The following is a 21,111-nucleotide window of genomic DNA, read 5'->3' as shown; positions in this document are numbered from 1 at the left end:
GTTATTTACATTTTCATACCCGACATTGGGTTTGCGCCATTTTTAAAAACATATTCGCTGTTCAGTAAATATGCGCCCGTGATAACTACCACATCATGACCCATCAGCCCGGAGGTAATTTCTATCCGGTCACCGGTCTCCATCCCTACCTGCACCATGGCACTTTTATAGGTGTGAGCACCCGTTTTCAGCCATATCGTTGCGGCTTTTCCGTCTCTTAATACGGCGTTGACAGGCAGGGAAAGCATGGCATGGCTTTGGTTCTTAACAATAACATACGCCGCCATTCCTGGTTTCAATAAATGTTCGTTATTGGGGATTTCTACCCGGATAAGGTTTATCTGAGTGCCGGTGTTGAGCTCTGAGTTAACAAATTCAACTTTCCCCAAAAAGGCTTTTTGACCTAAATCGGGTATCCTAACTTGAGCTGTCGCATTTTTTTCTATTTTCGAAAGCTCTGAACCATATACCTGCGCTTCGGCCCATACGGTAGAAAGGTCTGCCAAATGTATAATCGCACCGCCCTCCATTACATAATCGCCTTCTTTAATATCCAAAGCATTAATGTATCCGCTGCCGGTACTGTAAAAGGCAGTTTTCGTTCCTGCGTCTTTCGTCGAAACTAATTGTTTGATTTCCGATTCTGACAAACCCCAAAGCAACAATTTATTCTTCGCGCTGCTGATCAACTGATCAAAATCAATAACTGAATTATCCAGTAGCGGCTTATTTTTTATTGCCAGCAAGTATTCCTTCTTCGCATTATTCAAATCTTCGCTGTACAGATCATAAAGCCTGTCGCCCTTATGAACATAAGCCCCCTCGGTTTTAAAATATAGCTTCTCGATCCGGCCCATTATCCTTGAACTGATCGTTGTAACTTTGGCCTGGTTAAAATTGATGGTAGCTGTCAAAACAGACTGGCCGCCTAACATGCCGTCGCGGATCGTATCGACACTGATATTTCCCAATTGCGCCTGCTGGTCGCTCAGGGTTATTTCGTCTTTGTCGATCGACCTGCTTTGTTTTACCGCTATCAGTTTCATTCCGCATATCGGGCAATTACCCGGAACAGGCTCCATCACCTGGGTATGCATCGAACAAGTGTAATACACACCCGGATCTTTGGCAATTTTCGCAGGCTTACCTTTACAGGCAGCTAAAAGAACGATCAGGAGGATGAGGTGTATGGGTTTCATGGTTTATTCTTTTACTTGTATAAAACTTTCACTATCCATTAAAAACTGCGCGTTAACGGCAACCTTGTCTGTTGGTGACAGCCCGCCCAGGATTTGCACCCTGCCTTTGTAGGTGCCGCCTATGGAAACTTTCTGTGGCCTGAAACCATCATCTACTTTTTTGAAAACAACCTGGTCTATACCGAGTGACACCACCGAACCGGCGGGGATGGAAGAAATTGTTTTTTTCATACTGTAAATAGTAGCCCTTACCTGGCTCCCTACAGGTATGGAAAGCTTATTGTTATTAAAATAGACCCTTGCGGTCATAGTTTTGGTGTCTTTACCATAATAGGGTTCTATAAAATCAATTTTCCCGTCGATGATTTCGCCAGGTGCAACATCAGAAACAAAATGTACTGGATTACCTGTTTTAACCATATCCTGGTCATCGGCATAGATACTTAACAGCGCCCAAACCTTACCGGTGTTGTAAACGCTAAATAACTGTTGCCCTTTTTGCACATAAGTGCCTTCCTTTATCGTAAGCGGCTCTGTCACCAATGAATTATCACTCATCGTTACCTTGCCATTACCCATGTTCTCCGGGCCTGCTTCATGGATATGCCCGCTATAATTACTATACTGGGTTACACTATTGATTAGTTGGTGGGATTCGATGATCGATCCGATTTGACCCGCACTTACCCCCAATAGCCGGAGCCGTTCTTTTGACGCGTTAATCATTGAGGTATTTGAGGGGTCATTCTTTAACAGGAATAGCAGGTTTTCCTGTAAGGTCATTAATTCGGGACTGTAAACATCCATGACCTTTTGTCCCTTACCTATTTCCTGGTATTTGTATTCCACATAAAGCCTGTCAATCCGGCCGGATACCCATGCAGCGATCACACCAACCAGCCGGGTATCATAAGCAACAACACCCAGCGCGTTAATTTCGGGGCTTATTTTTTCATCGCTAAGGGTAGTCGTTGGAATGGATGAAATGACATAGGCGTTAGTAGGCTTTAGTAAAGAATTAAGATTAATGCTAACCTTACCATCCGCTACCCTTTTTTCTTTTTGTTTACACCCATATAATAATGCAAACAAAATGCAGGTTGCAAAAAATGATCTAATAAACATGGAAGCGTTGTGTTTCATTTGTTATTCCTTTATCTCCAGTAATCTTTCAAGTTCGCTCTGCATGATCAATAACTGGCGCAACTGGTCAATGTATTCCAGCTGTGTCATATTTAATGTTTCCCATGCATCAAAAAGCATAAACATTTCTTCGGTATTCTGCTGATAGCCTAACTGCATGGTTTGGTAGTTCCTTTTTAGGGCCGGTATGATGTTGTCTTCATATAATTTCACCTGCCTTTTCTTGGATATAAAATCCGTCAGCATCGAAGAAGTCATCCCCTGAGCTTCATTGATCACCATTAATCTTTGTTGGCTAAGCGCTTCGCCCTTCCATTTGTAACTTTCAATTTTGGCTTTGTACATTTTGGAAGACCATGGCGCGATTGGAATTTTAACCATTGCCATTAATGAAAATTGCAGTGGCATGTTGCCGAATGCGATCATATGGTCGTACTTAATACCGAATTCAGGTCTTAGTTTCGTCCTTTCCAACTTGCCCTGCAAATCATTTAGCTGAATCTCCCTGTCCACTGCTTTAATATCACTACGCGCGTTTATAAAGGTGCCGCTATCGAGTGCTAAACCCGAATAATCTTTGACCAAGTAAGCTGTATCAATCTCCAAAAGTTGTTGCTTATCACGGTACATCAGCGCATTGAGTGCAATCCGGTTCTGACGGATTCCACTTTCAAGCATTAACTTCATGTTTTGTACATTACCCAAAGCGGCTTTCGCCTTGTAATAAGCGCTGATTTTTTCCATGCCGTTCTTATAGCGCAATTCGGCATTTTCAATCATGAACCGGAGTAACTTTTCATCCTGTTCCAGTATTTTCAGTTTCTTTTTATCCATCATCCAGCCGTAGTAATCCTTCTTTGCCCCGGCATACAATTCGTTGAGTGAATAATTCTTTTTTTCTTTTTCTACTGATGACATGGATAGCATGTAATTTGACTCTGCGTCTAAACGGCTGCGATTGGGAAACATTTGCTGGGCCGAGATCATAAACTGTCCCATACCTGGGTTTCCCATGCCATCGGCCTTCCACATTTTAGTGTCATAAGGCGTCATATAAAATCCTGCGCCAGCCTCAGGCGGCATCCAGCTCCTGGCACCTTTGGCATCTTCATCCATCGAGCGGATATCCGCATCGTACATTTTCATCAGCGGGTTTACCCTTTGAATTTCATTCAAAATACTATCGAGTTTTATTTGCTGTGCCTTAACAGTCGTATAAGCCATCAATAAAACGATGATTAAAAACTTGATTTTCATGATTTAATATTTTACTGCTTGTACCTCGATTTTTTTGTTTTTTCTTAGCTCATATTCTTTGGTCATTAAAAAAGTAAGAGGGGTAACCAAAAGGACATAAGTAGAAGATGTTAGCACGCCGCCGATCATAGGCAATACAATAGGTATCATCACATCGCTCCCGACACCCGTACTCCAAAGGATCGGGACAAGGCCAAAAAGCGAAACGCAGACAGTCATCAATTTTGGCCGTAATCTTTTGGCCGCCCCTAAAATGACATATTCCTTCAGGTCTTCTTTGGTAATGGTTTCGCTTGAGTTACCTTTTAGCGTCACTAATTGCTGCATGGCATCGTTGAGATAGATCACCATGACGATACTGGTTTCTACCGCAAGGCCGAACAACGCGATGAAGCCGACAGCAACCGCTACCGAGAGGTTAACGCCCCAAAAATATACGATAAAGGCCCCGCCGATCAATGCAAACGGGATGGATATAAGGCTCATCAGCGCTTCCCTGGCAGAATTAAACGCGAGGTACATACAAAAGAAAATAATCAATATCACTATAGGCATGATCATTTTTAAGGTTTTTTCACTGCGCACTAAATTTTCATACTGCCCGCTCCAGTCCATAAAATATCCTTTAGGCATTTTTGAAAGTGATTTATCCAATTTATCCTTTGCTGCTTGTACTGTACTGGCCAAATCCCTTTCCCTTACATTAAACAGCACGGTACCACGAAGCATGGCATTTTCTGAATTGATCATAGGAGGCCCCTCCGTTATTTTAATATCAGCGACAGCCTCCAGCGGGACCGGGCCAAAATTCATGGTCTGCACCTGTAAGTGTTTCAGGGCCCCTAAATTATTTCTAAAATCCTGGCCAAACCTTGCATTGACAGAAAAACGCTGCCGCCCCTCAATGGTTGTAGTTAAATTCATTCCGCCTAAAGCACTTTCTACAACCGCGTTAACATCGTCAATACTCAACCCGTAGCGGCCGATCTCATCGCGTTTAGCAATTATATCAATATACTTGCCTCCGGTTATCGGTTCCACATATAAGTCCTTAATGCCTGGTATCCCGTCCAGTTCTTTCTTTATTTTTTGAGCAAAGGCATAAATCGTATCCAGATTTTGTCCATACACTTTTATTCCCACATCGGTACGAATGCCCGTTGAAAGCATATTAATGCGGTTTATTATAGGTTGCGTCCATCCGTTGGTAACTCCCGGTATCTGCAATTTTGAATTTAGCTCATCAATGATCATGTCTTTTGTCAACCCTTTGCGCCACTGAGATTGAGGTTTTAATAACACGATGGTTTCTACCATACTTATAGGTGAGTTATCTGTAGCGGTATTCGCCCTGCCTGCCTTTCCTAATACATTTGCTACTTCTGGTACTGTTTTAATGATCGCGTCCTGCACCTGTAAGATCCTTTTTACTTCTGAATTGGAAACATCGGGCATCAGCACCGGCATAAATAGCAAAGAGCCCTCGTCTAATGGCGGCATAAATTCCGAACCCAAACGGATGATCATAATCGCACCAATGACAAGGGCAATTAAATTGATGGCAATCGTTGTTTTTCTCCATTTAAGGCAAGAACGGATCAGCGGCTCATACAATTTTTCCAAAAAGCGATTTACCGGGTTTGCAGTATCCGGAAGAAACCGACCTTTCATAAAAAATGAAATAAGCACAGGGGCCAGTGTAACCACCAAGATTGCATCTACAATTAAGATAAATGATTTTGTCCATGCTAACGGGCCAAATAATTTACCCTCCTGCCCGGTAAGTAAAAAAACAGGCAGGAATGAACTGATAATGATGATGGTTGAAAAAAACACACCACGGGATACCTGTTTGGAAGAACGTTCAATTATATCTTTCCTGATATCTTCAGGTATAATACGATATCCCTTTTTTTTATCTGCTTTTGTTTCCGTTTTCTTGTTAAACATCCTGTCATTATTAATTAGGTACAATCATTTGATTGCCTTATATTTATTTGGGTTCATCTTCCGGTTTGTTTTGCCAAACCGATAAATTCCGGTAGGAATTTTCTGACATAATAATGCCATTATCAACCACGACCCCGATTGCCAGTGCAATACCGGTAAGCGACATCAGGTTAGACGATAAACCAAAGGCGTCTAATAGGATAAAACTTATTGCGATGGTTATAGGCAGCTGAATAATAATGCTAACGGCGCTTCGCCAATGAAACAGAAATATTAGTACAACAAGGCAAACCATAATAATTTCTTCTAAAAGCTTCCCCTTTATCGTTTTCAAGGTCGCTTCAATTAATGTACTTCTATCATATGCCGTTTTAAAAGTTACGCCGTCCGGCAAACCTTTCTGCACGTCAGCCATTTTAATTTTTACCGCTTTAATAACCTGGTCAGCATTTTCACCATACCTCATTACGATAATACCACCCACAACTTCGCCTGTGCCATTTTGATCCACAATACCTAATCGCAGATCACCCCCCATTTGGACGCTTGCAACATCTTTTACCCGAACCGGAATGCCCTTATAATTCCCTACTGCAATGCTTTGCAGGTCCGCAATACTTTTTACATAGCCCAAACCCCGGATGATATAAGACATATCACTCATCTCGAACTTCCTTCCGCCCACATCATTGTTATTCGCCCGTACCTTATTCATTACATCCATTAGCGATACATTATAGTACTGCAACTTTACAGGATCTACGATGAGCTGGTATTGTTTTTCAAATCCGCCGAACGAAGCCACTTCTGATACCCCCGGAACTGTTTGTAGCGCAAATTTGATATACCAATCCTGCAAGGCGCGCTGATCGCCTAAAGGCATTTTCTTTGCATCAAGAGTATACCAGAAAACATGGCCAACCCCGGTCCCATCAGGGCCTAATGATGGCGTCACACCCTGGGGCAGCAGGCGCTGCGCATAATTCAGCCGTTCCAATACCCTTGTCCTGGCCCAGTATAAATCTACATTATCATCAAATACGATATACACGAAACTCATTCCGAACATGGAGGTGCCGCGTATATTTTTTATTTTAGGAATACCTTGAAAATTAGAAACTAAAGGATAAGTGACTTGGTCTTCTATCAGTTGCGGGCTTCTCCCCATCCACTCGGTAAAAACGATCACCTGGTTTTCCGATAGGTCAGGAATCGCATCAACTGGGTTTCTCTGTATAGAGAACCAACCCCAAATAAACAATCCGGTGGCAATTGTTATTACTATATACCGGTTATGAAGCGATAGACTTATTAACTTTTCAATCATGGTGATTATCTTTAGTTCTAAACCTGTTGCAGCTATTGCTTTCCTCCAACGTCATTATATTTGCTTTAACTTTATACGTCAAAGCTATGCGGGGATATATTTTAGTATGGGAGCTATTAGAAAAGCAATAAGCCTGAAATATTCCAGGCTTATGTTTGACAGATTGAATAAGATGCCTGGTTAGTTTGTTTTTTTTTCTTTTTCGGCGTTATTTTTTGCCTGTTGCAGGAAAAAGCAATGCGCGGCACAGGCGTGCAGCTTGTAATTTTTGTGGACATATCCCCAGCTATGTCCTGCTGGGTCCAAAATCTCACATTTTTCCTCGTCCGTATTTTTGAGCTGGAGAACGGTTTCGCCAGCATTGTTAATATAGTCTCCGTTATTTTTAGCAAATCCGAGTTTATGACCTTTGGCATCAACCACGGTACCACCTTTGGCAATAGAATATAGGGTCTGCCCCCGGTTATTTTTGACAACGTTGTCTTTAGTAATATATCCCAGTTTCGTGCCGGTATGGTTATGGATGCCGCCTTTACCGTCAATTGAAATAAATGTGTACTTGGTTGTATCTTTTGCCTTTTGAGCGAATGCGTTGACGGAGAACAATGCACACACTGTTAATATTAAAAAAGATAATAGGCTGATTTTTTTCATGATCTTGAAGTTTATTGAGTTGTTTTTTATTTGAGTGAGGTGCTTTCTAAAGTTTTCTTGTGTTCGTGGTATTCTTCTTTGGTGATCTCACCCGAAGCAAAACGTTTTTGCAACAGGTAAAGCGGTGAGTTTTTTCTTTTTCGCTGTCCGGGGATATCATAAGGGGTAGCGAAGATCCAAAACATCATTACGAACCAAAGGAACCACCATATCATGTTCATCCCCCAAAAGCCATTGTTGTACATCATGATCTGTTATTTGAGTGTTATATTATTTTCATAAAGGTAGGTTGGATACAACGGCCAGGACATGACCATTGTCAGGACAAAAGGTGACGTTAATCACAATGGCAGCACCTAATTACCAAAACATATAAAATATTGATAATTAAAAACTTATAAATTAAAACTAAAACTTTAAATTGATCGGGTTGTACTATAGTAACACCATAATTAAAGACCATAGAAGATGAAAAAAGTATTAATTGTATTAACTGTTATTGTTTTAAGTTTTAGTGCTATGGCACAAACAAGCAGTATGAAAATGAAAGACGGCTGTATGATGAAAGACGGCAAAATGATGATGATGCACGACGGTAAAATGATGGCCATGGATAAAGACATGACTATGAAGAATGGAACTATGGTGATGTCCAGCGGCATGGTTAAAATGAAAAACGGCAAAACCATGATGATGAAAAACGGTTATTGTGTTGACATGAACGGCAAAGTGATAAAGGGTATGAAAATGAAAGGCATGAAAAAAATGGACGACATGAAAATGTAACCATTCCTTGTACAAAACAATAAAGCCTGCAATTGCAGACTTTATTGTTTTTACATTAAACTGCTTGCGCGTTATACCCCTTGTTTTTAAGTGTGTTTATTACCTCCACCGTTGTCAGGCCGTCTTCAGCCTCGATAGTTAAGATCTTATTCGGATTAGCAGTATCTACCTCCCAATGTTTAACGCCTTTTAAGTTATTTAAAGTTGGGGTAACGTTAGCTATACATCCGCCGCAGTTAATATTTGTTTTGAATTTTAAAGTTTCCATGATTTCTATTTTTGAATTATTTAAATTTATTAATTGAGTTTTGCCAGTTTCAGCAGCAGGCTGTTACTGACTACTGATACCGAACTTAAAGCCATTGCAGCTCCTGCTATCATAGGGTTTAATAAAAAGCCATTAACAGGGTAAAGAATACCAGCAGCCAAAGGAATGCCGATCAGGTTATAAATAAATGCCCAAAACAGGTTTTGCCTGATAGTTTGAACCGTTAGTTTAGAAAGCTTTAATGCTTTGGGCACCTGTAATAAGTCAGAAGAAACTAAAGTGATCTTGGCCACATCTATAGCAATATCAGAGCCTTTACCCATCGCTATAGAAACATCTGCCTGGGCCATTGCCTGGCTGTCATTTATGCCATCGCCAATCATGGCAACCGTTTTACCTTTTGCCTGTAATGCTTTCACAAAATCTGCTTTCCCGGCTGGCAGTACATCCGCCTGGTAATGATCTATTCCTGCTTGCTTGGCAATGGCGGCGGCGGTTACAGTATTATCACCTGTCAGCATATAAACTTCAATACCCTGGCTTTTAAGTGCTGCTACAGCCATAGCCGAATTTTCTTTAATCTGATCCGTAATGGCCGCAATGGCCAGCACCTCTTTTTGGTTACCAAAATAAATTACCGTTTTGGCTTGTGCCAGTAATGGCTCAATGCGATTTTGCAAGTCAGCAGGTATCCTAAGTTTCCTTTCGTCAACCAATTTATGGCTGCCTGCCTGGTACAAGCTCCCTTCATAATGAGCTTCCACACCAAGTCCCGTTAAACTTTCAAAGCCGGAGACTTGTAAAGCATTATAATTATCTTTTTGAAGATAGGCAGTGATGGCATCGGCTAAGGGGTGTTCAGACCGCTTTTCCATTTCCCCGAATATCGCTTGCAAAGTCGCTTTGTCGACAATACTTTCTGCCCAAATCAAATCAGTCACCACAGGTTTACCTTCGGTGATCGTCCCCGTTTTATCTAAGATAATAGCGGTCACTTTATGCCCTAATTCCAGCGCTTCCGCGTCTTTGATCAGAATACCGTTTTCAGCGCCCTTGCCCATACCAACCATAATGGCTGTTGGCGTTGCTAATCCTAAAGCGCAGGGACAAGCGATAACCAGAACAGTCACCATGGCGAGCAAACCCTGTGTAAACGCATATTGACCACCAAATATTTGCCAGGTAGCAAAGGTAACTATAGCGATACCCATGACAACAGGAACAAATATGCCCGCTATTTTATCTACCAGTTTTTGTACCGGCGCTTTTGAACCCTGTGCATCCTGTACCATTTGGATGATCTGTGCCAGTAGTGTACCGCCTCCTACTTTTTCAGCGGTAAACCGAAAACTGCCTTTTTGATTGATAGTGCCCGCAAAAACGGGGCTGCCTGCTTTTTTTTCTACAGCGACCGGCTCGCCCGAGATCATACTTTCGTCAACAAATGAATTGCCTTCGTACAACAATCCGTCAACCGGAATCTTTTCACCAGAACGTACCAATATTTTATCACCGATCTGCACATCTGATATAGCAGTCTCCCTTTCCCCTTCGGTAGTAATTAATTGCACCGTTTTAGGTTGTAAGCCTATCAGTTTTTTAATTGCCGAAGAAGTGTTGGATTTCGCCCGTTCTTCCAGCAACTTCCCAAGCATAATAAAAACGATCACTACGGCAGCGGCCTCAAAGTAAACATGTGGATGCAAGCCTTTGCTATACCAAAATCCGGGATCTACAGTATTAAATACACTGAATAAAAAAGCAATGCCGGTTGACAGCGCTACGAGGGTATCCATATTAGCCTTTCCATGACTGGCCTGTTTCCAGGCACCGGTAAAGAAATTACGGCCAAATAAAAATAAGACCGGGGCAGTTAAGCCCATCATTATATAATTGGCATACGGTAATTCCATCCAGAACATACCGATCAGCACAACAGGGACTGTCAAAATACTGGCCCAGGTAATTTTAGTTTTCAATAATAGATAATCGCTTTGCTGCACCTCCTCTTGCAATGCCTTTCCGTTCTCCGTATCTAAAATTAAGTCATACCCCACGGATTGAACAGCCTTCTGAAAATTGACAGGTTGTATAACATCAGGGTGAAAAGCAACCTTAACAGACTGACTGGCAAAATTAACTTCTGCCTTATCAACCCCCTTTTGTGCGCCGATCATTGATTCTACGCTTGCAGCGCAGCCGGCACAAGTCATGCCGATAACTGGAAAAGTGAGTGTTTGAGTGTCTGTTCGCATTTTTCTTTTATTTACAATACAAATTTACTACTGTGCTCTGATTGCCGTTTACAGGATTTTGTTTAAAATTTATAAGATTTGGCTGAGATTATGTTGTTTAATGTGCAACGTTCACTATATATATGACCGTGCACGTTATGTGTCGTCCTGAAATAAGTTGAGACCGTAAACAGTAATCTTGACGATGTTGTCAATCTCATTCTATTTGGTAAGGCTACTTATCGTAAAATGATCCAAAACTTGGTTTGGGCCACTGGTTATAACGTGGTTGCGCTACCATTGGCAGCAGGGGTGCTTTACAATCAAGGCATTGTACTGAGCCCAGCTGTTGGCGCGATGTTAATGACCGTTAGTACTGTAGTAGTCGCCATCAACGCCAGTATGCTGAAAGTAAAAACAATTTAGAAAGGCAAATCTAATTGTTACTTCGTAGGGTTTGAATAAACTTTTTTGCCCCATTTTATTTTATCCCAAATACGCTCATGGAAGAAATATACAACCGTTGTATAAATATTGCTCACTATGGTAAACCCCAGAGCTGTCTTTAATTTTCCGGTAAATAGGTAAACGGCGATAAAATCCAATATAACGACGATTACCCTGTAACTAATCGTTTTTGCTATTGATCTTTTAAGCGTTTTTTCGGAGCGGTATTCAGGAGGAATCAGTTTTTCGATCATGAACATCTAATACGAAAAGCAACAAATTGTTTCATGCCGATTGGGTAATTCAATGTTGTAAAGTAGCATCCATTTAGATATTTTAAATAAATGTTTCATTTCCCACCTTACACGCGATGATGATTACTATGAAAAAAATATCTGTAATAATTTATTTAAGAAGAAGGCGACCGAGTAAAATGATTTACATCATCTTTTCAAATGTCCATCGTCACTAATTAACAAAAAGGGAAGACGGACATTTGATATATCTGAATAATATATAATTGGAAAACAAATTGCTGATCACGTTCGATGGGTTTATGAAAAAGCATCCTATCTATAAGCGATGACGAGTGTAAAAAATCATTATAAATTGAATACTAAAAACTAATGGCACAATAATTTGACATTCTAACAATAGTTCAACTCATGAAAAATAAAAGTTTATTCGCCTCAGTTATATTTATAATAATATTCGCTATTGGTCTTGGTATTGATTATTCAATCCATGGTATTTCGACTTCTTTAGAAAGTACTATTATAGGTGTAGTAGCACTAATAGTTGCATCCTATATTTCGTCGTCTATCAAAATTGCCGATCCCTGGGATAGAGCTGTAGTACTACGCCTTGGCAAATTTCATTCCCTAAAAGGCCCGGGTTTGTTTTTTATCATACCCGTATTGGACACTATCCCTTACTGGATCGATACCAGGGTAATCACCACCTCTTTTAAGGCAGAAAAAACCCTTACCAAAGACACCGTACCGGTCGATGTGGACGCTGTGTTGTTCTGGAAAGTATTGGACCCGCAAAAAGCAGCGCTCGAAGTTGCAGACTATATCAGCGCTATTAGCTGGGCTTCGCAAACAGCATTAAGGGATGTTATCGGAAAAACTATGCTATCAGATATGCTGGAAGGAAGGGATAAGATTAGCAATGTATTGCAAAAAATAATTGACGAACGTACCGAGCCTTGGGGGATCAATGTCAATTCGGTTGAAGTAAAAGATGTTCTAATACCGGCCTCGCTTGAAAACGCGATGTCAATGCAGGCGCAGGCGGAACGTGAACGACAGGCAAGGGTAATATTAGGGGACTCCGAGCGGCAGGTTGCAGAGAAGTTTGGGGAAGCCGCGCTTACTTATGCAAATAATCCCGTGGCCTTGCATTTGCGTGCAATGAATATGCTCTACGAAGGCTTAAAGCAAAATTCTACTATTGTTATCGTACCAAGTTCAGCAGTGGAAACAATGGGTTTAGGAAGTATGGCCGGCTTGACCGCATTAACTATGGGTATTGGACAGGATAAGAAGGATAAAATAGAAAAAGGCAACGAAACGGTAAAAGCAACCGAGTAAATTGAAGAAGCTTTTTTTCCGAACATCCGCGTTCTTTTATTCTGAAAAGCACGAAGGTAATTTGGACATTAAAATAATATGTAAATCAATATACAATGGAACGTAATATTAAGAGCCTTATAAATTATAACATAGCAGCCACAGATGGGATAATTGGTGAAGTGGGAGAATTTTACTTTGATGATAAAAGCTGGAAAATACGGTATTTAATTGTTAAAACAGGCAAATGGCTATCAGAACGGAAGGTACTTATCGCACCTCACACGCTTTCAAAACAACCCTGGCAAGACGGTTTCTTTCCTGTTAACTTAACAAAGAAACAGATAGAAAATAGCCCGGATATTGATACCGATAAACCGGTATCGCGCCAGCAGGAAATAGAACTATATGGCCATTACCAATGGGAAAGCTATTGGGGAAGTGGCTTTTATGGTGGCGGTTCTTTAGGTGTGAGTATGCCATTCCCGGTTTTAGATCAAAAGGTTTTAATTGAAGCCGACAAAAAGGATAAACATGCTGACGACGACATCCATTTACGAAGCACAGAAACAATAACAGGATACCATATTCATACAACCAACGGAGAGATCGGCCATATTACTGATTTTATCGTTGATGATCAAACCTGGCAAATTAAATTTATCGTTGTCGATACCCATAACTGGTTTGGCGGCAAAAAAGTATTGATCCCGGTAGAACACGTTAAAGAAATCAATTGGAGCGAAAATAAAATACACCTTAATATAACCTCCTCTGTTGTTGACAAAAGCATTCTTTTCAAAGAGGCCGATTACCCGCAAGTCCAAACAGTCAATCAATGAAGGATAAAGATATATTGCACGGCCTTTACGTCGAATTGGTCAAGTTGCAAAAGGAGATCATCGCGTCCGGACTTAAATTACTGGTCATTTTGGAAGGAAGAGATGCGGCCGGAAAAGACGGTACAATTAAACGGATTGTAAAGCATTTAAGTCCGCGCGAAACGATTGTAGTGGCGTTAGGTAAACCATCTGACGGAGAAGAAAAAGAATGGTATTTCCAAAGGTATGCGAAACATCTTCCCTCATCTGGCGAATTTGTGCTTTTTAACCGGAGCTGGTATAACCGCGCCGGAGTAGAAAAGGTAATGGATTTTTGCACCGGTAAGCAATATAAATCGTTTTTTAAAGAAGTTGAATTGTTTGAGGAAATGCTGATTGAAGACGGTTTTATCATCCTTAAATACTATCTAGATATCAGCAAGGAAGAACAGGAAAAGAGGTTCGACGACCGCAAAAAAGATCCGCTCAAGCAATGGAAAATAAGCCCTATTGATGAAGTAGCGACTAAGCACTGGAAAGACTACTCCGAGGCGCGGGATGAAATGCTGCTCAAAACTAATTTTAAGCATGCCCCCTGGTTTATTGTTAGTGCTGATGATAAAGACGACACGCACATTAACCTGATCACGCATTTGCTTAAACGTTCAAATTACAAACATAAAGATGACAAGGCTTTATCTCATACCAGTGATCTGGTCTTTCCGGTAACGCCTGAAAATATAAAAGAAAGGCTCTTCTAAGCAAACGAAAAAAATGAAGACCATATCGAAAAGCAACACTGCAGCAATAAACTACGGAAAAATCATATCTGTCCGGGGCAGCGTTATCGATGCCTGGTTTGACCAATCGTTACCTACAGTTTATACTTTGCTCCGAGCCGGTGAACATCTGGAAATTGCTATCGAAGTACTTTCACAGCTGGATGACCATACGGTTCGGGGGATTGCGCTAACGCCTACGCAGGGCCTCGCGCGTGGTATGCAAATAGAGACCGATGGAAACGAATTAATGGTTCCGGTTGGCGAACGTACGCTCGGCAGGATGTTCGATGTGTTTGGTAATACCATAGACCATTTGAAACCATTGGCAGAAGGCGAAAAACGAAATGTTCACCAATCCCCCCCACCATTAGATAAAAGGGCGACTAATTCGCAGGTTTTTGAAACAGGTATTAAGGCAATAGATGTATTGATACCGTTGGAGCGTGGCGGCAAAGCCGGTTTATTCGGTGGAGCAGGCGTAGGCAAAACAGTTTTATTAACGGAAATGATCCACAATATGGTGGGACAGAATAAAGGGGTTAGCATGTTTTGCGGCATAGGCGAACGCTGCCGTGAAGGAAACGAGCTATATGAAGCAATGAAAGATGCCGGGCTGCTTAAAAATATGATCATGATGTTTGGGCAGATGAATGAGCCGCCTGGGGCCCGTTTTCGGGTTGGCCATGCTGCTTTAACCATGGCCGAATATTTCCGGGATGATGAGCATAAAGATGTTTTATTATTGATCGATAATATCTTCCGGTTTATCCAGGCGGGCATGGAGGTCTCAGGTTTAATGGGGCAAATGCCATCGCGTTTGGGTTATCAGCCTACACTGGAGACGGAATTGTCGGCCCTTGAGGAAAGGATCGCTAATACAGATGCCGGGGCAATTACTTCTATACAGGCGGTATATGTACCGGCCGATGACCTAACCGACCCGGCTGCCGTTCATGCGTTTTCGCACCTTTCGGCAACTATTGTGCTTTCGCGCGAAAGGGCCAGCGAAGGCCTTTATCCATCTATCGATTTTCTGCAATCTAATTCAAAAATGGCTACGCCGGGAATTATTGGCGACCGGCATTACCAGCTCGCCCAGCAGATCCGGCAAACACTGGCACAATATGAAGACCTGAAGGATATTATTTCTATGCTGGGTATGGAGCAATTGTCAACAAGCGACAGGCTCGTTGTAAACCGCGCCAGACGGTTGGAGCGGTTTTTAACTCAACCCTTTTTCGCAACGGAACAATTTAGTGGCGTAAAAGGCGAAGTGGTTAGCTTGAAAGATGCACTCGATGGTTGTGAACGTATTCTGGCAGATGAGTTTAAAGACCTTCCGGAAAATGCTTTTTACATGATCGGAAATATAGAGGAAGCGCTAAAGAACAAAAACGTTAAAAAAGACGGCCCGGTTACTGCAAAACCTGAGATTAAATAAAGTAAAAATGGACCTGAAGATCTTACTCCCCTATAAAGTCTTTGCCGACATAAAAAACGTCGGTAACATCGTTGCAGAGACAAGCGAAGGGTCTGTTGGCTTTCTGCCGCAAAGGCTGGATTGTGTTGCAGTACTTGTACCCGGTATTTTTAGTTACAAAACAGACAAGGTACATTATTTAGCGGTAGACGAAGGCCTGTTTGTAAAAGCCGGATCACAGGTACTGGTTTCTGTTAGAAATGCGGTAGGTGGTGTTGAGCTGGGAAAATTAGCCGAAACAGTAAAAAATGATTTTAAGAATGCAGATGAAAATGAAGAAAAAGTACGGCACATGGCCTCACAGCTGGAAAGTGGTTTTCTTTCCAGGCTAAAGAAATTTCAACAATTATAAAATGGTAGAGCCAGAAAATGATGCCGACTTTTTTGGCAGGATGATCTCGAACAAAGAAAAACGAAAACTTAATGCGCTCAACGAAAAAAAAAGGGCGGAATGGTTTGGTTTAGGCATGTTCGGTATGGTGGGCTGGTCGGTTACCGCGCCTACGTTTTTGGGCACAATGGGTGGGATTTGGCTGGACAAAAACTATCCCCAATCCTTCTCATGGACAGTAACCTGCCTGATATTGGGTTTGGTGGCAGGCTGTATCATCGCCTGGAATTGGGTAATTAAAGAAGATAAATAGTAAAAACGAATTATAATGATGATAGTAGTAGCATTGATAGGCGGATTGATATTGGGCATCTTGTTTTTTGGAGGTTTATGGCTTACCCTAAAAAGAACTTTAGGTTCGTCATACGTTGCATTATGGCTTTTGGGAAGCTCGCTGTTAAGAACGGCCATTGTGTTAACCGGGTTTTATTATATGTCCCAGGGCAGCTTGTTGCAATTACTGGTAAGTGTCGCCGGGTTTCTTGCAGGCCGCTTTGTGATTTTGCGTCTCACCAGGCAACTTGAACAAAAGCAGGCCATCTTAACAGAAATTAGCCAATCATGAATTTAACGCCAGACCAGACCATTTTTTGGAGCAATGGTTTTATCACCATCAACCTCACCATCGTTACTACGTGGGGTGTTATGTTATTCATGGCTATCGGCGCCTTATTGGTAACACGCAAATTGAAAACCACCCATAAAATTTCCCGCTGGCAATGTATTTTGGAAATGATTGTAACAGGGATAAATGAACAGATCAAAGAAGTCGGTCTCGAAAACCCCGAACAATACATCGGCTTCATAGGCACACTTTTTTTATTCATTGCCGTGTGTAATTTTTGGATTGTGTTACCCTGGTACGAACCGCCAACCGGTTCGCTTTCTACCACAGCCGCACTTTCGATCTCCGTCTTTTTGGCCGTGCCTTTTTTTGGCATTCAAAAGAGCGGCTTCTTCGCCTATCTGAAGACTTACATTAAGCCAACTTTCATTATGTTGCCTTTCAATATCATTAGCGAATTATCAAGAACGCTGGCACTGGCTATCAGGTTATTTGGGAATATTATGAGCGGCGGAATGATCATCGCCATTTTATTAAGCATATCTCCTTTATTTATTCCTATTGTCATGAAGGCCCTTGGCTTGCTTACAGGTATGGTACAGGCCTATATCTTCAGCATCCTGGCTACGGTTTACATTGCCGCGGCGGTACAGGAAAGCATCAAAAAGAAAAAATTAACACATCAAAAAAGCACCAACTAAAAATAGATAAAAATGGATAACGTATCAGCAATAGCAATAGCATCAATTATCACAGCCGGCCTTACAACAGGTATCGGTTGTATGTTCCCGGCATTAAGTGAAGGTAAGGCGGTAGCAACTGCTTTAAGTTCAATTGCACAGCAGCCCGACGCGGCGCCCACAATAACAAGGACCTTATTTGTTGGCCTGGCCATGATCGAATCCACGGCTATTTATTGTTTCGTGGTTTCCATGATCCTGATCTTTGCAAACCCCTTCTGGACACACATTATTGCTAAATAATATACCATGCAAATTAACTGGTTTACGGTAATAGCGCAGATCGTCAATTTCCTGGTGTTGGTTTGGTTGATGAAAAAATATCTCTACAAGCCAATTCTGGCTGCTATTGATGAGCGCGAAAAAAAGATAGCTGCTGAGCTTGCAGATGCCAAAAGCAAAATGATTGAGGCGAAGAAAGAACAGGATGAATTTCAAAAGAAAAACGACGATTTTGATAAGCACAAAAAGAAGTTAATGGATCAGGCAACGTCAGAAGCTGAAGAGGAACGGGAAAAGCTTTTGGATGCTGCAAAAAAGGAAGCTGCCGATGTAAAGGAAAAATTGGAAGCGGCATCAAAGGAATTGCAAGAAAATTTGAGCAATGAAATTTCACAGAAAACACGGAATGAGGTTTTTGCTATAACAAAAAAAGCGCTCGTCGAACTGGCCTCAACTGACCTCGAGGAACAATCCGTTCAAGTTTTTATCAGGAAGATAAAGGCGATCTCTGACAAAGAGAAAAAACAGTTCATGGACGCTTTTCATTCTGAGTCAGCCCCGGTATTCATTAAAAGCGCCTTTGACTTATCTGAAAAAGATCAAAAAGGCATACGAGCCGCAATTGCGTCTATACTTGGCGATGATACTAAATATGAGTTTAAGACTGATTCAAAAATGATCGGGGGGATTGAACTGGCAGCTAAAGGGTACAAACTCTCCTGGAGTTTAGCCGCTTATATAAATTCACTGGAAAAGAGTGTAACGACGACAGTGAACAAAACCCATCAAGCTGTTAAGCAATAACGATATGCCTTCAACTACTTTGAAAAATAGTATAGCCGACACTTTCGCCCAGTTGGATATGGGTTTGGCGGAGCATGTATTTGCATTCGCCCCCCGTGAGGTTGGTTATGTAACCAGTGTGGCTACCGGTATTGTAAAAGTTTCCGGTTTGGAAGGAGCCGGATTTGAGGAGTTGCTGAAATTTTCGGAAGATCTATATGGCATTGCTTATAACCTTGATGAAGATGAGATCGGGGTGATTTTGCTTGGGGAAGATACTTTATTGAATGCAGGAGACGAAGTAGAACGTACCGGCAGGGTAATGGATATCCCGGTAGGCGATCATTTGATCGGCAGGGTGATCGACCCGATGGGAATACCTATTGATGGCAAAGGTAACATCGCAACCAGCAAAAGGCTACCCATTGAACGGCCATCGGCCGCTATTATGGACCGAACGGCTGTAAATGCGCCCTTACAAACCGGCATAAAAGTTATTGACGCGCTGATACCGATCGGTCGCGGCCAACGTGAACTGATCGTGGGTGACCGGCAAACCGGCAAAACCCAGATAGCTATTGATACGATACTTAACCAGCAGGGAAAAGACGTGGTGTGTATCTACTGTGCTATCGGGCAGCGCGCAGCCGCTGTAGCTAAGGTTATCGCCAACCTGGAAGAAAAAGGAGCATTGGATTATACCGTAGTTATGGTGGCCGAAGGGAACCATGCTGCCGGATTGAAATATATTGCTCCTTACGCGGCAACAAGTATAGCGGAACATTTTATGGAAGAAGGCCGTAACGTACTCATTGTATATGATGATCTGACGCATCACGCGCGTGCCTATCGTGAACTTTCGCTGCTGTTACGCAGGCCGCCCGGACGCGAGGCTTTTCCGGGGGATATTTTTTATATTCACTCCAGGTTGCTCGAAAGGGCTACACACCTAAGCGATAAGCTAAAAGGCGGATCGCTGACGGCCCTACCTATTATCGAAACTGAAGCGCAAAATATCTCCGCATATATTCCGACTAACCTGATCTCGATTACCGATGGACAGATCTATCTTTCTCCCAAGCTTTTTGAAGCCGGAAATTTACCAGCAGTTGATGTGGGTAAATCTGTTTCCCGTGTCGGGTCTGCTGCGCAGTTACCTGCCTACAAGGCTATTGTAAGCCTAAAATTACAGTATGCGCAGTTTGAAGAATTGGAAAACTTTTCGCGTTTTGGCACCCGCCTGGATGAAAACACTAAAAAAGTGATTGATCATGGCCAACGTATCCGAAGCTGCCTCAAACAAAACGAACTGCATCCCTTAATGGTTTCAGAACAAATCGTGGTATTACTTGCTTTAACGAACGGGCTTTTTGATGCAATTCCTGTCGATAAGATCACCGAAGCTGAAACTGCTATTCTGAAGAATATGGGCCAATTTCCTGCCGAGGTGCTCAAGCGTCTTTTTACTGACAAGCCTGTAAGCGATGCAGATCATGATACTATCCTGAAAATCGCGGGTGAAATTCTTGATTCATTCAAAGAAAAGCCGGAGCCTGATAAACCAGAACCTGATAAACCCTAAAAATAATGGATACCCTGGAAGATCTTAACCGGAAACTGGATGGTGCAAAAGACATCAAATCGGTTGTTAAAGCTATGAAAGCGATGGCTGCTGCTAATATCACCCAATATGAGGCGGCTGTAGCTTCGCTTGGCGATTATTATTACACGGTTACCCTGGGCATTAAAGCTTACCTGACGGCAGAAAAAATTCAAACGGTAATTGAAAAGCCAGGACATGGAAAAGATAAAGATCAGACAGTCTGTGTTATTGTTTTTGGCTCAGACCTTGGCCTGGTAGGCCAGTTTAATGACCTGCTATCTGCTTTCGTACAACATTCTTTAAATTTTATCCCTGGCAAAAAGGAAGTTTGGGTGATCGGGGAACGTATCCAGGCGCTTTTAGCAGACGCAGGCCTTAACATTATGAGGTCTTACCCGGTTCCTGTTTCTATCGATGCTGTCACACCGCTGATCCAAGGCCTTTTGATCGAAATTGAGGAGATCCGTGAAAGCAGGCATGTTAAGCAGTTTTATGTATTTCATAATCAGCCCAAAACCGGGGCGGGTTATGAGCCTTTTATGCAGCGGTTATTGCCGCTCGACGAAAAATGGATGCATAATCTGATCACTATCCAATGGCCCACAAAAATCATCCCTGAAGTTATCGGAAACGCGGTGACTACACTCCGGGCACTGATCGATTCGTACCTTTTTGTTTCAGTATTTAGAGCAAGTGCAGAGTCATTAGCGGCAGAAAACGCCAGCCGGCTGGAGGCGATGCAGCGGGCGGAAAAAAGCATAAGTGAAATGCTGGAAAGCCTTGGCAAGAAATTTCAGAGTTTGCGCCAAAGCATGATCGACGAAGAACTTTTTGATGTCGTTTCAGGATTTGAAGCATTAAAAAAAGAACATCACTAACATCAAC

General features: G+C 42.1%; 23 protein-coding genes and 1 pseudogene. 14 read left to right on the top strand and 10 right to left on the bottom strand.

Annotated features, from left to right (window positions below; translation table 11 throughout):
• Positions 1 to 5: 5 nt before the first annotated feature.
• From ABIB50_RS22385 to ABIB50_RS22355, 7 genes are all read right to left on the bottom strand, one after another.
• Positions 6 to 1,199, bottom strand: a complete 1,194-nt coding sequence (locus ABIB50_RS22385) for an efflux RND transporter periplasmic adaptor subunit (protein WP_429383447.1) — start codon at positions 1,197 to 1,199, stop codon at positions 6 to 8.
• Between the two features lie 3 nt (positions 1,200 to 1,202).
• A complete protein-coding gene (locus tag ABIB50_RS22380) occupies positions 1,203 to 2,342 on the bottom strand; it encodes an efflux RND transporter periplasmic adaptor subunit (protein ID WP_429383446.1) in 1,140 nt (379 codons plus the stop codon).
• 3 nt (positions 2,343 to 2,345) lie between these two features.
• Positions 2,346 to 3,599, bottom strand: a complete 1,254-nt coding sequence (locus ABIB50_RS22375; protein ID WP_429383445.1) for a TolC family protein — start codon at positions 3,597 to 3,599, stop codon at positions 2,346 to 2,348.
• 3 nt (positions 3,600 to 3,602) lie between these two features.
• Positions 3,603 to 5,549 carry an efflux RND transporter permease subunit gene (locus ABIB50_RS22370; RefSeq protein WP_429383443.1) on the bottom strand — a complete coding sequence of 649 codons (1,947 nt, stop codon included), beginning with the start codon at positions 5,547 to 5,549 and terminating at the stop codon, positions 3,603 to 3,605.
• Positions 5,550 to 5,592: 43 nt separating this feature from the next.
• Positions 5,593 to 6,876: an efflux RND transporter permease subunit gene (locus ABIB50_RS22365; RefSeq protein ID WP_429383442.1), complete on the bottom strand. Its 1,284-nt coding sequence runs from the start codon at positions 6,874 to 6,876 to the stop codon at positions 5,593 to 5,595.
• 180 nt (positions 6,877 to 7,056) lie between these two features.
• Complete coding sequence (locus tag ABIB50_RS22360; protein WP_429383440.1) at positions 7,057 to 7,530, bottom strand: 5-fold beta-flower protein; 474 nt, start codon at positions 7,528 to 7,530, stop codon at positions 7,057 to 7,059.
• A 26-nt stretch (positions 7,531 to 7,556) separates the two neighbouring features.
• Entirely contained in the window at positions 7,557 to 7,778 is a 222-nt protein-coding gene (locus ABIB50_RS22355) for an SHOCT domain-containing protein (RefSeq protein WP_429383439.1), read from the bottom strand.
• A gap of 220 nt (positions 7,779 to 7,998) precedes the next feature.
• Here ABIB50_RS22355 and ABIB50_RS22350 point away from each other — a divergent pair, with 220 nt between their 5' ends.
• Positions 7,999 to 8,316, top strand: a complete 318-nt coding sequence (locus ABIB50_RS22350) for a DUF6799 domain-containing protein (protein WP_429383438.1) — start codon at positions 7,999 to 8,001, stop codon at positions 8,314 to 8,316.
• A 55-nt stretch (positions 8,317 to 8,371) separates the two neighbouring features.
• Here ABIB50_RS22350 and ABIB50_RS22345 read toward each other — a convergent pair whose 3' ends face one another.
• Both ABIB50_RS22345 and ABIB50_RS22340 read right to left on the bottom strand, forming a co-directional pair.
• Positions 8,372 to 8,584, bottom strand: a complete 213-nt coding sequence (locus ABIB50_RS22345) for a heavy-metal-associated domain-containing protein (protein WP_429383437.1) — start codon at positions 8,582 to 8,584, stop codon at positions 8,372 to 8,374.
• 29 nt (positions 8,585 to 8,613) lie between these two features.
• On the bottom strand, positions 8,614 to 10,839 hold the full coding sequence (locus ABIB50_RS22340) for a heavy metal translocating P-type ATPase (RefSeq protein ID WP_429383436.1): 2,226 nt from the start codon (positions 10,837 to 10,839) through the stop codon (positions 8,614 to 8,616).
• A gap of 165 nt (positions 10,840 to 11,004) precedes the next feature.
• On the opposite strand from ABIB50_RS22340, the pseudogene ABIB50_RS22335 reads away from it, so the two are divergent.
• Positions 11,005 to 11,244 (top strand): annotated as a pseudogene (locus ABIB50_RS22335) (heavy metal translocating P-type ATPase); the annotation flags it as partial.
• 17 nt (positions 11,245 to 11,261) lie between these two features.
• Here ABIB50_RS22335 and ABIB50_RS22330 read toward each other — a convergent pair.
• On the bottom strand, positions 11,262 to 11,519 hold the full coding sequence (locus tag ABIB50_RS22330; RefSeq protein ID WP_348052952.1) for a DUF2061 domain-containing protein: 258 nt from the start codon (positions 11,517 to 11,519) through the stop codon (positions 11,262 to 11,264).
• A gap of 411 nt (positions 11,520 to 11,930) precedes the next feature.
• Between ABIB50_RS22330 and ABIB50_RS22325 the strand changes: the two genes are divergently transcribed.
• The 12 genes from ABIB50_RS22325 to ABIB50_RS22270 all read left to right on the top strand — a co-directional run bounded on the left by ABIB50_RS22325 (position 11,931) and on the right by ABIB50_RS22270 (position 21,104).
• Positions 11,931 to 12,860 (top strand): SPFH domain-containing protein, encoded by a 930-nt coding sequence (locus ABIB50_RS22325; protein ID WP_429383435.1) that lies wholly within the window; start codon positions 11,931 to 11,933, stop codon positions 12,858 to 12,860.
• Positions 12,861 to 12,955: 95 nt separating this feature from the next.
• Positions 12,956 to 13,681, top strand: coding sequence for a PRC-barrel domain-containing protein (locus ABIB50_RS22320; RefSeq protein WP_429383433.1), 726 nt, complete (start codon positions 12,956 to 12,958; stop codon positions 13,679 to 13,681).
• Positions 13,678 to 14,421, top strand: coding sequence for a polyphosphate kinase 2 (ppk2, locus tag ABIB50_RS22315; protein WP_429383432.1), 744 nt, complete (start codon positions 13,678 to 13,680; stop codon positions 14,419 to 14,421). Before ABIB50_RS22320 ends, ppk2 begins: the two co-directional genes overlap by 4 nt.
• Positions 14,422 to 14,434: 13 nt before the next feature.
• Complete coding sequence (gene atpD, locus ABIB50_RS22310) at positions 14,435 to 15,883, top strand: F0F1 ATP synthase subunit beta (RefSeq protein ID WP_429383431.1); 1,449 nt, start codon at positions 14,435 to 14,437, stop codon at positions 15,881 to 15,883.
• A 7-nt stretch (positions 15,884 to 15,890) separates the two neighbouring features.
• Positions 15,891 to 16,274, top strand: coding sequence for a F0F1 ATP synthase subunit epsilon (locus ABIB50_RS22305; protein WP_429383429.1), 384 nt, complete (start codon positions 15,891 to 15,893; stop codon positions 16,272 to 16,274).
• Position 16,275: 1 nt separating this feature from the next.
• Positions 16,276 to 16,566, top strand: coding sequence for an AtpZ/AtpI family protein (locus tag ABIB50_RS22300; RefSeq protein ID WP_429383428.1), 291 nt, complete (start codon positions 16,276 to 16,278; stop codon positions 16,564 to 16,566).
• A 15-nt stretch (positions 16,567 to 16,581) separates the two neighbouring features.
• Positions 16,582 to 16,878, top strand: a complete 297-nt coding sequence (locus ABIB50_RS22295; RefSeq protein ID WP_429383426.1) for an ATP synthase subunit I — start codon at positions 16,582 to 16,584, stop codon at positions 16,876 to 16,878.
• On the top strand, positions 16,875 to 17,579 hold the full coding sequence (locus ABIB50_RS22290; RefSeq protein ID WP_429383425.1) for a F0F1 ATP synthase subunit A: 705 nt from the start codon (positions 16,875 to 16,877) through the stop codon (positions 17,577 to 17,579). The genes ABIB50_RS22295 and ABIB50_RS22290 overlap by 4 nt, the downstream gene beginning before the upstream one ends.
• A 12-nt stretch (positions 17,580 to 17,591) precedes the next feature.
• Positions 17,592 to 17,861: a F0F1 ATP synthase subunit C gene (locus tag ABIB50_RS22285; RefSeq protein WP_183568543.1), complete on the top strand. Its 270-nt coding sequence runs from the start codon at positions 17,592 to 17,594 to the stop codon at positions 17,859 to 17,861.
• 6 nt (positions 17,862 to 17,867) lie between these two features.
• Entirely contained in the window at positions 17,868 to 18,644 is a 777-nt protein-coding gene (locus ABIB50_RS22280) for a F0F1 ATP synthase subunit B (RefSeq protein WP_429383424.1), read from the top strand.
• A gap of 4 nt (positions 18,645 to 18,648) precedes the next feature.
• Complete coding sequence (locus ABIB50_RS22275; RefSeq protein ID WP_429383422.1) at positions 18,649 to 20,205, top strand: alternate F1F0 ATPase, F1 subunit alpha; 1,557 nt, start codon at positions 18,649 to 18,651, stop codon at positions 20,203 to 20,205.
• Between the two features lie 5 nt (positions 20,206 to 20,210).
• Positions 20,211 to 21,104 carry a F0F1 ATP synthase subunit gamma gene (locus ABIB50_RS22270; RefSeq protein WP_429383421.1) on the top strand — a complete coding sequence of 298 codons (894 nt, stop codon included), beginning with the start codon at positions 20,211 to 20,213 and terminating at the stop codon, positions 21,102 to 21,104.
• Positions 21,105 to 21,111 lie beyond the last annotated feature (7 nt).

Source organism: Mucilaginibacter sp. UYCu711, assembly GCF_050433825.1.
Taxonomy (GTDB): Bacteria; Bacteroidota; Bacteroidia; order Sphingobacteriales; family Sphingobacteriaceae; genus Mucilaginibacter.
Note: the sequence above shows the minus strand (reverse complement) of the source record. Positions and strands in the feature narration are given on the sequence as shown.

Coding starts and splice junctions, on each gene's coding strand:
- ABIB50_RS22385 (WP_429383447.1), bottom strand. CDS start 1,199: ATGAAACCCATACACCTCATCCTCCTGATCGTTCTTTTAGCTGCCTGT.
- ABIB50_RS22380 (WP_429383446.1), bottom strand. CDS start 2,342: ATGAAACACAACGCTTCCATGTTTATTAGATCATTTTTTGCAACCTGC.
- ABIB50_RS22375 (WP_429383445.1), bottom strand. CDS start 3,599: ATGAAAATCAAGTTTTTAATCATCGTTTTATTGATGGCTTATACGACT.
- ABIB50_RS22370 (WP_429383443.1), bottom strand. CDS start 5,549: ATGTTTAACAAGAAAACGGAAACAAAAGCAGATAAAAAAAAGGGATAT.
- ABIB50_RS22365 (WP_429383442.1), bottom strand. CDS start 6,876: ATGATTGAAAAGTTAATAAGTCTATCGCTTCATAACCGGTATATAGTA.
- ABIB50_RS22360 (WP_429383440.1), bottom strand. CDS start 7,530: ATGAAAAAAATCAGCCTATTATCTTTTTTAATATTAACAGTGTGTGCA.
- ABIB50_RS22355 (WP_429383439.1), bottom strand. CDS start 7,778: ATGATGTACAACAATGGCTTTTGGGGGATGAACATGATATGGTGGTTC.
- ABIB50_RS22350 (WP_429383438.1), top strand. CDS start 7,999: ATGAAAAAAGTATTAATTGTATTAACTGTTATTGTTTTAAGTTTTAGT.
- ABIB50_RS22345 (WP_429383437.1), bottom strand. CDS start 8,584: ATGGAAACTTTAAAATTCAAAACAAATATTAACTGCGGCGGATGTATA.
- ABIB50_RS22340 (WP_429383436.1), bottom strand. CDS start 10,839: ATGCGAACAGACACTCAAACACTCACTTTTCCAGTTATCGGCATGACT.
- ABIB50_RS22330 (WP_348052952.1), bottom strand. CDS start 11,519: ATGATCGAAAAACTGATTCCTCCTGAATACCGCTCCGAAAAAACGCTT.
- ABIB50_RS22325 (WP_429383435.1), top strand. CDS start 11,931: ATGAAAAATAAAAGTTTATTCGCCTCAGTTATATTTATAATAATATTC.
- ABIB50_RS22320 (WP_429383433.1), top strand. CDS start 12,956: ATGGAACGTAATATTAAGAGCCTTATAAATTATAACATAGCAGCCACA.
- ppk2 (WP_429383432.1), top strand. CDS start 13,678: ATGAAGGATAAAGATATATTGCACGGCCTTTACGTCGAATTGGTCAAG.
- atpD (WP_429383431.1), top strand. CDS start 14,435: ATGAAGACCATATCGAAAAGCAACACTGCAGCAATAAACTACGGAAAA.
- ABIB50_RS22305 (WP_429383429.1), top strand. CDS start 15,891: ATGGACCTGAAGATCTTACTCCCCTATAAAGTCTTTGCCGACATAAAA.
- ABIB50_RS22300 (WP_429383428.1), top strand. CDS start 16,276: ATGGTAGAGCCAGAAAATGATGCCGACTTTTTTGGCAGGATGATCTCG.
- ABIB50_RS22295 (WP_429383426.1), top strand. CDS start 16,582: ATGATGATAGTAGTAGCATTGATAGGCGGATTGATATTGGGCATCTTG.
- ABIB50_RS22290 (WP_429383425.1), top strand. CDS start 16,875: ATGAATTTAACGCCAGACCAGACCATTTTTTGGAGCAATGGTTTTATC.
- ABIB50_RS22285 (WP_183568543.1), top strand. CDS start 17,592: ATGGATAACGTATCAGCAATAGCAATAGCATCAATTATCACAGCCGGC.
- ABIB50_RS22280 (WP_429383424.1), top strand. CDS start 17,868: ATGCAAATTAACTGGTTTACGGTAATAGCGCAGATCGTCAATTTCCTG.
- ABIB50_RS22275 (WP_429383422.1), top strand. CDS start 18,649: ATGCCTTCAACTACTTTGAAAAATAGTATAGCCGACACTTTCGCCCAG.
- ABIB50_RS22270 (WP_429383421.1), top strand. CDS start 20,211: ATGGATACCCTGGAAGATCTTAACCGGAAACTGGATGGTGCAAAAGAC.